11 protein-coding genes and 2 tRNA genes are annotated in these 10,234 nt (G+C 50.4%); 1 reads left to right on the top strand and 12 read right to left on the bottom strand.

Translation table 11 applies throughout. The features are described 5' to 3' along the window. Positions 1 to 45 precede the first annotated feature (45 nt). The 6 genes from DW819_RS13880 to DW819_RS13855 all read right to left on the bottom strand — a co-directional run bounded on the left by DW819_RS13880 (position 46) and on the right by DW819_RS13855 (position 4,232). Positions 46 to 117, bottom strand: a tRNA-Gln gene (locus DW819_RS13880). 29 nt (positions 118 to 146) lie between these two features. Then, positions 147 to 218: transfer RNA gene (locus DW819_RS13875), tRNA-Gln, on the bottom strand. Positions 219 to 302: 84 nt separating this feature from the next. Then, positions 303 to 833 (bottom strand): RNA polymerase sigma factor, encoded by a 531-nt coding sequence (locus DW819_RS13870; protein WP_118733736.1) that lies wholly within the window; start codon positions 831 to 833, stop codon positions 303 to 305. Between the two features lie 37 nt (positions 834 to 870). After that, positions 871 to 2,073 carry a cation diffusion facilitator family transporter gene (locus DW819_RS13865; RefSeq protein WP_347560207.1) on the bottom strand — a complete coding sequence of 401 codons (1,203 nt, stop codon included), beginning with the start codon at positions 2,071 to 2,073 and terminating at the stop codon, positions 871 to 873. A gap of 21 nt (positions 2,074 to 2,094) precedes the next feature. Then, positions 2,095 to 2,850, bottom strand: coding sequence for a tRNA pseudouridine(38-40) synthase TruA (gene truA / locus DW819_RS13860; RefSeq protein WP_118733735.1), 756 nt, complete (start codon positions 2,848 to 2,850; stop codon positions 2,095 to 2,097). Positions 2,851 to 3,065: 215 nt separating this feature from the next. Next, positions 3,066 to 4,232 carry an aminotransferase class I/II-fold pyridoxal phosphate-dependent enzyme gene (locus DW819_RS13855; RefSeq protein ID WP_118733734.1) on the bottom strand — a complete coding sequence of 389 codons (1,167 nt, stop codon included), beginning with the start codon at positions 4,230 to 4,232 and terminating at the stop codon, positions 3,066 to 3,068. A gap of 222 nt (positions 4,233 to 4,454) precedes the next feature. Between DW819_RS13855 and DW819_RS13850 the strand changes: the two genes are divergently transcribed. Then, positions 4,455 to 5,285: a deoxyribonuclease IV gene (locus DW819_RS13850; RefSeq protein WP_118733733.1), complete on the top strand. Its 831-nt coding sequence runs from the start codon at positions 4,455 to 4,457 to the stop codon at positions 5,283 to 5,285. Between the two features lie 3 nt (positions 5,286 to 5,288). On the opposite strand, the gene DW819_RS13845 is transcribed toward DW819_RS13850, so the two are convergent. From DW819_RS13845 to DW819_RS13820, 6 genes are all read right to left on the bottom strand, one after another. Next, positions 5,289 to 6,680, bottom strand: a complete 1,392-nt coding sequence (locus DW819_RS13845; protein ID WP_243025876.1) for an MATE family efflux transporter — start codon at positions 6,678 to 6,680, stop codon at positions 5,289 to 5,291. After that, positions 6,670 to 7,269 carry a cytidylate kinase-like family protein gene (locus DW819_RS13840; protein WP_118733732.1) on the bottom strand — a complete coding sequence of 200 codons (600 nt, stop codon included), beginning with the start codon at positions 7,267 to 7,269 and terminating at the stop codon, positions 6,670 to 6,672. Before DW819_RS13840 ends, DW819_RS13845 begins: the two co-directional genes overlap by 11 nt. Positions 7,270 to 7,359: 90 nt before the next feature. After that, on the bottom strand, positions 7,360 to 7,848 hold the full coding sequence (locus DW819_RS13835; RefSeq protein WP_118733748.1) for a GNAT family N-acetyltransferase: 489 nt from the start codon (positions 7,846 to 7,848) through the stop codon (positions 7,360 to 7,362). A gap of 91 nt (positions 7,849 to 7,939) precedes the next feature. After that, entirely contained in the window at positions 7,940 to 8,569 is a 630-nt protein-coding gene (locus DW819_RS13830) for a flavodoxin family protein (protein WP_118733731.1), read from the bottom strand. Positions 8,570 to 8,592: 23 nt separating this feature from the next. Continuing rightward, positions 8,593 to 9,426 carry a bifunctional 5,10-methylenetetrahydrofolate dehydrogenase/5,10-methenyltetrahydrofolate cyclohydrolase gene (locus DW819_RS13825; protein ID WP_118733730.1) on the bottom strand — a complete coding sequence of 278 codons (834 nt, stop codon included), beginning with the start codon at positions 9,424 to 9,426 and terminating at the stop codon, positions 8,593 to 8,595. Between the two features lie 17 nt (positions 9,427 to 9,443). Next, entirely contained in the window at positions 9,444 to 10,070 is a 627-nt protein-coding gene (locus DW819_RS13820) for a cyclodeaminase/cyclohydrolase family protein (protein ID WP_118733747.1), read from the bottom strand. Positions 10,071 to 10,234 lie beyond the last annotated feature (164 nt).

The raw sequence follows: 10,234 nt of genomic DNA, 5'->3' as shown, positions 1-10,234 counted from the left end.
TATCATGCAAAAAAGGCTCCCGAATCTCGGAAGCCTTTTAAACAGCTGGGCTACAAGGATTCGAACCTTGAAATGACGGAGTCAGAGTCCGTTGCCTTACCATTTGGCGATAGCCCAATAATCAAATCGGATATGAAGTTTTTAAACTGGGCTACAAGGATTCGAACCTTGAAATGACGGAGTCAGAGTCCGTTGCCTTACCATTTGGCGATAGCCCATTGCTGCAACGAGGATTATTATATACGATAGTTTCTCTTTGGTCAAGCACTTTTTTAAAAAAATTTATTTTTTTCATTTTACGCTTACGCCTCTCCCTGCAGATAGTTCTGCAGTTTTTTCATGGCACGGTTATACTTTGACAGCACCGTAGACAGCGGAATCCCAAGGTTTTCCGAAATTTCCCTGTGCTTCAGCCCGGCAGACACATGCAGGAGCACGATCTGCCGCTCATCTTCCTTCAAAATTTCCATCGCCGTCTGTAACATCATGCTGTCTGTCATATGCTCCAGCGGAAGGCAAAGATCCCCAACATCTCCCCCCGAAAGATCATCCAGTCCCACGTCTGCCATGCGTTTCTGATCCCGAAATTTCATATAACACAGATTCCTTGCAATGGTAAACATCCAGGCAAGAGGTTTCCCCTGTGGCTTATAGCTTCCGGCAGAGGTCCAGATTTTCAGATAGGTCTCCTGCAAAACCTCTTCTGCATCCTGCGGATTTTTCAGGATAGACAGAATAAAGCTGTAGACACTCCTGCCCGTCTCCAGATAAAGCTGGTGAAAGGCTTCCCGGTCACCAAGTGCTACCTGTTTCAAAAATTCTTCGTGGTTCAATCGGCGCTTCCTTCCTTATCGTTGATGCAGATCCTGCCTATTTCTGATGTTCTTCCTGCTGATAACTGTTTTCAACCGTGATTATGCAGGCGCAGCGGCTATCTCGCTCCCGCACCTTCTCGCACACCTTCCGGGTCAGTTCCTCCCTCATCTGCTTTGTGTATTCCCGCGGCACCACCAGATCAAAGATCAGGTTTACGTGGGCCTGGCTCTGCACGATACGGAAATCATGCAGTGTCAGACGGGAATCCAGATGCAGGATCACATCAATGACCATTTCTTTTAAAACTGCTGCCTGCTCGTTGTCTGTTTCTACCGGATCCATATGGATGACCAGAAAAATACCAAGCTTTTCCAGCGCATCCCGTTCAATCCGGTCCACTACTGCATGAGAGTCTTCAATATCCACTTTGGCCGGCACTTCCGCATGGATCGATGCCATACTGCGGCTCGGGCCATAATTGTGCACGATCAGGTCATGACTGCCAATAATGCCATCATAGCTCTCCACAAACTCCGAGATACGATGGTAAATCTCCGGCTCAATGGCCTGCCCCAGAAGCGGAGCCAGCGTATCCTTTGCGATGTTCACACCGGCAAGCAGCACCAGCACCGAAACCACCAGACCAATCACACCGTCTATATTGATATGGAAGAAACGGAATACCAGAAGTGATACAATGGTTGCTGAAGTTGCTCCGACATCACCCAGGGAATCAGCTGCGGTTGCCATCATGACCGTGGAATTGATCTTCTTTCCAATCTTCCGGTTGTAGGAAGCCATCCACAGCTTGACCAGCACGGAACACACCAGAATGCCAACAGAGTATGCGCTGAAGCTTAAAGTCTCCGGGTGCAGAATTTTTCCTACAGCGGTCTTTAACAGAGAAAATCCCACCTGAATGACCAGACAGGCCACAACAAAAGCCGCAATATACTCCATTCGCCCATGTCCGAATGGGTGTTCCTCATCTGCAGGCTTTTCTGCCATGCGCACCCCGACAAAACCGATGATCGAGGAGGCAGCATCCGATAAATTGTTAAAGGCATCTGCCATCACAGAAATACTGTTTACCACAAGTCCCGCAAACAGCTTGCCTCCAAACAGTAACAGATTGCAGCAGATTCCGGTGATGCCTGCCAGCATGCCGTAGGCTGTCCGTACCTTCACGTTCTCCACATTTTCATAATCTTTTATAAACCGTCTTACCAGAAAATCCATCATCATATTGCTTGCCATACCTTCCTCATGAAAAACTGCTTATTCATAAAATACCTGCTGCAGACAGAGTCCTTCTGCCGGTGCCGTGTAACCTGCTGCCTGGCGGTCCAATGCAGCAAGAATCTCCGGCATACTGCCCGGCTCCCGTTTTCCGGTCCCCACCTCGATCAGCGTACCAGCCAGGATCCGTACCATATTCTGCAAAAAGCCCGTTCCCTCGAACTCCAGCTTCACCAGGCTGCTGTCCGCTTCCTGTTCCACGGCAATGCGGTAAATCGTCCGCACCGTGGACTTTTTCATTTTCTTATTGCCGCAGAAGCTTTTGTAATCATGGGTTCCGCAGAGCAGCTCCGCTGCTTTCTGCATGGCCGTGATGTCCAGTGCCTGTCCCAGGCCATAGCAGGTCCTTCTGGAAAATACATTTTTCTTTGTCCCGGTCTCAATCTGGTAAGTGTAGATCTTTTTTACGGCACTCAGGCGGCTGTGAAAACGCTCCGGTACCATGATCAGCTCCGTTATGGCAATATCATCCGGAAGATACTGATTCAGGTAAGTCCGGATGCATTCCGCATCCGGCCTGTAGCCATCCGGCAGGTGAAAGTTTGCAACCTGCCCCATTGCATGCACCCCCGCATCCGTCCGGCCCGATCCATGCACTTCCACCGGACAACCGGCCATACGCTCCAGCACCTTTTCCAGCCTGCCCTGAATCGTATTCTCAGTATTGCCCTGCTTCTGCCATCCGTCATACCGGGTGCCTTCATATTGTATGATCATTTTATAATTCTGACTCATTATTTTTTATTCCTCTTTAAAAAATTACCTGCTGCCTGCCATGCACTTGTGAACTATAATAATTGCCCCATGACAGTACCCATACCGCAGCTGTTTATTCACAGACCGCAGCAGATGCTACCCTGGTACTGTCATGAAGCAATTTTCATCTCTATTTCCTGATTTCAGGCAAACTCCGGTTTGAACACTTGATCTTACGGATATGGCCGATCAGATCATCTCAGGATTCCGCAGGCGTCAATTGCTGCAATGCCCTGCTTCAATTCCGGCTCATCCTGCACCAGTGCCATGCGCACATGGCCTTCTCCGGCCGGGCCAAAGGCGCTGCCCGGTGTTACCAGAACGCCGCTGCGTTTTACCAGTTCCACCGCAAACGCCTCAGAACTCGTAAAGGATTCCGGGATCGGAGCCCAGACAAACATGGTTGCCTCCGGCTTCGGAATCTTCCAGCCAATCGCATTGAGACCGTTGCAGAGCACATCACGGCGTTTCTCATAAGCTGCACGGGTGGTCTCCACACAGGCCTGGTCTCCGGTGATTGCCGCAATGGCTGCCTTCTGCAGTGGCAGGAACATTCCGTAATCCATATTGGATTTCAACAGCTTCAAATGCTTCACAACCTCCGGATTTCCTACGCAGAAGCCAATTCTCGCACCTGCCAGGCCATAGGTCTTAGACAGGGAATTGAATTCCACACCGACCTCTTTCGCACCCGGAAAGCGTAAAAAGCTTCCGCAGTGCCTTCCATCAAACACCAGCTCGCTGTAGGCATTGTCATGGAGCACAATGATATCGTATTTCTTCGCAAAAGCAATCAATTCCTCATAGAAAGAATCCGGCGCCATGACCGCAGTCGGGTTATTCGGATAAGAAACCACCATGAACTTCGCCCGATGTGCCACCTCCTCCGGAATATCAGAAAGACGGATCACGTAACCATTTTCTTTTTTCTGCGGCATATAGTAAAGCTCTGCACCCGCCAGACGCGGTCCATCTGCAAAAACCGGATAGCACGGATCCGGTACCAGGACAAGGTCTCCCTCATCCACAACGGACATGGCAATGTGGGCCAGTCCCTCCTGGGAACCGAGCAGGGAACAAATCTCCGTATCCGGATCCAGATTCACTCCGTAGCGGCGCTTATACCACTGAGAAACAGCCTGCAAGAGGTCCTTCTGGTCATTGATAGCGTAAATGTAATTGTTTTTATCAGCAGCTTCCTTACAGAGCACATCCAGAATGTGCTGTGCCGGCGGAATATTCGGCGCTCCGATGCTTAAATCCACCACATTCTCGCCTGCCTCCAGCTTCTGACGTTTAAGCTCTGCAAGCCTGGAGAAAATCCCCTCTCCAAACCGGTCCATTCTCTCTGCGAATTTCATAATTGTTCTCCTCCGTAACTCTGGCACCTCTTCCAAATTGCTATGTGCCTGTGCTGCTATCTCCATGAAAAAATCAGAATCATTCTACCACAGTTTGCCTGAAAAGTCTCGACTAACTTTACAATTTCCCGACTATCCTCTATAGTAAAAAAGAACGGATCCGGCCTGTTGTTGCCAGAAACGCTCTTACATCAATATCATAGAAAAAGGAGACTCCTCATCATGCTTACCATCGGATGCCATCTTTCCTCATCCCGCGGCTACCTCGCCATGGGAAAAGAGGCTGTAAAAATAAACGCCAATACATTCCAGTTCTTCACCCGCAATCCCCGGGGCGGAAAGGCAAAGGATATCGATCCGGAAGATGTGGCCGCATTTCTTGCCTTCGCCAGAGAGCACGGAATCAGCCGTATTCTCGCCCATGCTCCCTACACCTTAAATGCCTGCTCCGCAGACGAAAAAATCCGGGACTTCGCCCGCCGCACCATGGCCGATGACCTGCTTCGCATGGAATATACACCGGGAAACTGCTACAATTTTCATCCTGGCAGCCATGTAAAACAGGGCATGGAGACCGGCATTGCCTATATCTCAGAAATGCTGAATGCCATCTTAAAACCAGAGCAGACCACCACGGTACTTCTGGAAACCATGGCCGGAAAAGGAAGCGAGGTCGGCGGCCGCTTTGAAGAACTGCGCGAGATCATTGACCGTGTGGAGCTCTCCAGCCACCTTGGTGTCTGCCTGGACACCTGCCATGTCTGGGACGGCGGCTATGACATCGCGAACCATCTGGATGAAGTCCTCACTGAATTTGACCGCGTGATCGGCTTGAACCGCCTCCGCGCCATTCACTTAAACGACAGTCTCAATCCCCTGGGTGCCCACAAGGACCGCCATGCCCGGATCGGAGAAGGCCATATCGGACAGGAAGCTCTCATCCGCGTGGTGCAGCATCCGGCGCTGAAGGATCTGCCGTTCTATCTGGAAACACCAAATGAGCTGGATGGATATGCGAAGGAGATTGCTCTGATGCGGGAATATGCAGAATAAACATTACAAATTGGGAATCCTTCTGTAGCTTCTCCAGAAGTATGCCACCTCTGCCGCTCCTGTAATGATCCACGAAAATGCATAAAGCAAATACAGGGATGTCAGCGTGTGGAAGTGGGCGAAGATCGTAAATACCCAGATCACACGGAATACACAGGAACCAAGAATGACGATCACTGTGGGTGCGACACTCTTTCCGATTCCGCGGGAGGCTGCGATAGAACAGTCCATAAATGCCGAGATCGCATACGAAAAGGCCATGATGGAAAGCCGTTCCTTTCCCGCATGGATCACAGCAGGCTCTGTTGCAAACAGAGATAAAAACTCATCACCAAATAAGAAGAAACATCCACCCAGAACTGCTCCGATCAAAAAAGCATATGTCAGACAGATAAAATAGCTTTTCAATACCCGTTCCTTTTTTCCTGCACCCAGGTTGCGGCTCATGAAGCTTGCGCAGGCCGTGTAAAAGGCAAACATGGAATTGTAAACCAGCGGATCGGTGTTGGCTGCCGCCGAATTTCCTGAAACCGTAACTGCGTCAAAGGAATTGACGCCAGCCTGTACAAACAGGTTGGCGATCGCGAAGATTGCCTGCTGCAGTCCCCCGGGAATTCCCAGCATTAAAACAGCCTTACCGGCCACTCTGTGAAAACACACCTTGCGAAGCTGAAGTCTGCAGACATCCCGCCGTCTCCACAGATGATGTAAAACCAGACCGGCCGATGTATACTGAGCCATGACACTGGCAATAGCTACACCTTCCGCTGCCATATGAAACCCGATGACAAAGATCAGGTTCATGATCACGTTCAGGACTCCTGCGATAAGCAGATACACCAGCGGCCGTTTGGTGTCACCCCTGGCACTCATAACGCCGTTGCCGAAATTGTAAAGTCCCATGGCAGGCATACCCAGAGAATAAATCTGAAGGTAATTGACCGCACCCTCCATCAGCTCGTCCTTCGTATGCAGAAGAGCAAGGAACGCTCTGGAGCTGGTCAGGCCGACCACACAGATCAGAAGTCCGGTCACAAGGCAGATCAGAAAAGAGGAATGGATCGTCTCCTCTGTCTCTTTCTGGTTTCCGGCTCCCAGGCCATGGGCCACGCGGACATTCACTCCGGCGCCCATGCCAATAAGGAATCCGGTAAACAGCGTCACCAGAAGACTTGTGGAGCCCACCGATCCCAGTGCCCGGTAATCCGCAAAGCGCCCTACAACAGCCACATCGCTTAAATTAAACATAACCTCCAGCAGCTGGGAAAAAATCAGCGGGCAGCTGAACAGAAAAATATTCTTCCACAAGGATCCTTCTGTCATGCTGACCGCAGATGTCTGATTCTTCTTTGAATCCATTTTATTATATTCTTTTAAATTCTGATTACTGCTCATACAGCTTCAAGCTCTCCAGGATCATATCAACACACTTTTCTATCCCAAGTTTTCCGCTGTTCAAGCTTAAGTGATAGTTTCGCGGGTTTCCCCACTCATTTCCGCTGTAATACTGGTAATAATCACGGCGTTTCTGATCGATCTGGCGCATACGGCTTTCCATTTTTTTTGCAGTTTCCTGCGGCTCTAAAATCAGCATACGCTCCACGCGCTTCTTCATGCCGGCACAGATAAATACATGAAATCCGTCCTCTACCAGAATATCCGAACAGCGGCCAATGATCACGCAAGGGCCTTCCTGAGCCAGCTTTTTAATGATCTGCGACTGTGCCATAAATACCTGATCCGATACCGGAACTTCATATAAGGAAAACGGATCTACTGATACATAATCATGATCGATCCGTTCTTTCTTTCCGATTACTTCATCATGACGGTGGAACACCTCTTCAGAAATGTTGGTATCCTCCGCTGCCATGGAAATGATTTCTTTATCGTAAAATGGAATGCCCAATTTTTCTGCCAGACGGAACCCCACTTCACGACCGCCGCTTCCAAACTCACGGCTTATGGTAATGACTCTGCTCATAATTGCTGCCTCCTCTCCGGTATCAATGCCGTGTTTCCATCTTAGCATGTTTGTCCACAGAAAGCTACCGTTTCCGACAAAAATCTGTAATTATGTACAAATCTCAAACGCGATCCGCTCATCTCCGTCTGCCAGATGAATGATCCCGCATGTTTCAAAGCCAAGCTTTCCCAGAACATGCTGCATGGGAAGATTATTCCGGTGGGTATCGATCCGCAAGTCACCCTGACTGTGCTCCGCACACCAGCGGATACTGAAGGAACCGGCTCCCTTCACACGGCCCGGCGCTGCCACCCGGTGCATGACATGGTAGGCTCCGGTCCCGATCCAGCTTCCCTCATAAATCTCTGCATAGTCCGGATCCGGTCCCTCTGAAAAATAGAACACTCCGGCCAGCACACCATCTGCCTCACAGACATAGCTTTTTCCTTCGCGGATATCTGCTTCCACCAGCTGTGCCGGCGGATAGGAGCTTCCCCACTGAGTGGCATTTCCAGTCTCCTGCATAAAGGCCCTGGCTTCCTCATAAAGTTTTAAAATCTCCGGCAGATCCTCCAGTCCTGCATTTCTGATCTTCATCTGCTCCTGTCCTTTCCCGTCCTGTATTCCAACATGCTTTCTGTCATCCCCGCTTTCCACGGCTGTGATCCGGATCAGCGGTATCTGCAGCCTATCGGATAAAATTGGTTCTGGCCCGCTCTTCTCTTCCGGCCGGCGGGGTAATGCCTGCTGCCTTTCCTGCCTCAATACACTTGATCATCCAGGCCATGTTGCGGCCCAGAGTGCGCATGATCTGCAGGCCCTCCAGATCCTGTAAAACCTCCTCCGGCTTATTGCCATGCACCATATTCCAGTACTGGGAACCAACCGTCATCATGTTGCTGATGCCAAAATATTTATTTAACACATCAAAGGATGCCGTAGTTCCGCCGCGTCTTGCCGAAAGCACTGCCGCCCCCGGCTTGTAAGCAAAAGCACTGCCTGCCGAATAAAACAGGCGGTCCAGGAAGGACAGTACACGTCCGCTCGGATGCGCATAGTAAACCGGACTTCCGAAAATGAAGCCGTCTGCCTCTTTTGCTTTTGCAGCCACAAGATTGACCTGATCATCATCAAATACACAGCGGCCCAACTTTCCGCAGGAACCGCAGCCGATGCAGTCACGGATAGCATCTTTTCCAAGCTGGATGATCTCAGTCTCCACGCCTTCCTCATTTAATGCCTTTGCTACCTCACTCAATGCAGTGAAGGTACAGCCATGCTCATTTCCACTTCCGTTAATCAGTAATACTTTTGCCATGTGAATATCTCCTTCTATTTGTCCTACAGTCCCGCAGCTCTTACCAGATGCTTCGCCAGCACCGCCGTAGTCACCGCACCGACACCGCCCGGCACCGGAGTTGCCGCCTGAGCTTTGTCCTGAATGGTATCGTAATCCACATCTCCGCAGAGTTTTCCGTTTTCATCCACATTGATGCCCACATCAATCACCACTGCGTCCTGGCCTACATAGTCGCCATTCAGCATTTTTGCCCGTCCGGCTGCAGCCACAAGGATTTCCGCATTGCGGCAGGTGCCAGCCAGATCTTTTGTCCTGGTGTGGCAGATGGTAACGGTCGCATTTTCCTTCACCATTAACATAGAAAGCGGTTTACCCACAACCATGCTGCGGCCTACAATGGTCACACGTTTTCCGGTCATCGGGATTTCTGCCGCTTTCAGCACTTCCACAACTGCCTCTGCCGTACACGGGGCAAATCCGCTGTCATCGCCCGCAAATACCTTTGCGATGTTGACCGGGGAGATGCCGTCCAGATCCTTCTCAGGATCGATCATTCCCTCAATATCCTTCTCGCAGATCTGCTTTGGCAGCGGACGCAGCATCAGGATTCCGGTCACGTCCGGATCCTCGTTAATCCTTGTGAACTCTGCCTTGAAATCCGAATCCGTGATATCTTCCGGATATACATAGGACTGCACCCGAAGGCCAAAGCTCTCCATTTTTTTGGTAGCACCGCGCTCATAGGACATATCATCCGGATTCTCGCCCACACGGATAATCGCCAGCTTTGGAGACTCCCCCTTGCATTTTGCAAGCGCCGCCTGCACTTCTTCTTTCATTTTCACAGAAACCTCTGCGCCCTTTAATACTCTCATGGATTTCCTCCCTTTTTTCAGGCAAGCTGCTCCAGCACTCTCGTATAGATTTCATCTGCCCGTCTGATTCCCTGTTTCATCAGGTCGTTTGCTTTTGTATTCAGTTCTTCTGCCTTTTCCCGGTTCTTCATGGATTTGGTATTGATATAAACATTCATGATCGCTCCTGTCAACGCGGTACGGGCAAACTGTACGGCAACTCCCACATCGGATACCGCCATACGGCTTCCCTTCTCCGCAAGGATTTCCAGAAATTCCAGCATTTCCGCTGCCTTTTCCATCATGTGAAGTGGCACCAGACTTGCTGCCAGAAGTCTTTCTTCCATAATACGCGCTTTTTCCTGCTTTTCTTCCTCCGTAGAGGTCGGAAGGGCGTAAGCTGCTGCAAGAGGTGCGAAGACCTTTGCATCCTGATCCACCAGATCCAGAAAATCTGCCTGACATGTCTGAAGCTTTCCAAGTACTTCCTGCATCGTTTCCTCGACAGCTGCATATTTTTTCTTTCCCACTGTTAAGTTCGCAACCATCTGTCCCAAAGCTGCCGCCAGGGCACCGCCGATGGCCGAAGCGCCGCCGCCGCCCGGTATGGGTGATTTCGAAGCCAGCGTATTCAGCCAGAGGCCCATTAATTCTTTTTCTATCATCAGAAAATCATCCTTCCACAACTTGTTTTCCTCACCATTCGCCGTAACCGTGCAAGCACGTTTCCGGCTCTCTTGCGCTCGTTCCCGTGACTTCGTCACTTGATTTCCTCGCCGTTCGCCGTAACCGTGCAAGCACGTTTCCGGCTCTCTTGCGCTCGTCACAT

The sequence above is a fragment of the Clostridium sp. AM33-3 genome, assembly GCF_003480315.1.
Lineage (GTDB): Bacteria > Bacillota > Clostridia > Lachnospirales > Lachnospiraceae > Brotaphodocola.
The sequence above is the reverse complement of the archived record's forward strand: the minus strand, read 5'-3'. Positions and strand labels throughout refer to the sequence as shown.

What these genes read in the sequence shown, in the direction of transcription:
- DW819_RS13865 (WP_347560207.1), bottom strand. Translation starts at nt 2,073, where the DNA reads ATGGCAAGCAATATGATGATGGATTTTCTGGTAAGACGGTTTATAAAA.
- truA (WP_118733735.1), bottom strand. Translation starts at nt 2,850, where the DNA reads ATGAGTCAGAATTATAAAATGATCATACAATATGAAGGCACCCGGTAT.
- DW819_RS13855 (WP_118733734.1), bottom strand. Translation starts at nt 4,232, where the DNA reads ATGAAATTCGCAGAGAGAATGGACCGGTTTGGAGAGGGGATTTTCTCC.
- DW819_RS13850 (WP_118733733.1), top strand. Translation starts at nt 4,455, where the DNA reads ATGCTTACCATCGGATGCCATCTTTCCTCATCCCGCGGCTACCTCGCC.
- DW819_RS13845 (WP_243025876.1), bottom strand. Translation starts at nt 6,680, where the DNA reads ATGAGCAGTAATCAGAATTTAAAAGAATATAATAAAATGGATTCAAAG.
- DW819_RS13840 (WP_118733732.1), bottom strand. Translation starts at nt 7,269, where the DNA reads ATGAGCAGAGTCATTACCATAAGCCGTGAGTTTGGAAGCGGCGGTCGT.
- DW819_RS13835 (WP_118733748.1), bottom strand. Translation starts at nt 7,848, where the DNA reads ATGAAGATCAGAAATGCAGGACTGGAGGATCTGCCGGAGATTTTAAAA.
- DW819_RS13830 (WP_118733731.1), bottom strand. Translation starts at nt 8,569, where the DNA reads ATGGCAAAAGTATTACTGATTAACGGAAGTGGAAATGAGCATGGCTGT.
- DW819_RS13825 (WP_118733730.1), bottom strand. Translation starts at nt 9,426, where the DNA reads ATGAGAGTATTAAAGGGCGCAGAGGTTTCTGTGAAAATGAAAGAAGAA.
- DW819_RS13820 (WP_118733747.1), bottom strand. Translation starts at nt 10,070, where the DNA reads ATGATAGAAAAAGAATTAATGGGCCTCTGGCTGAATACGCTGGCTTCG.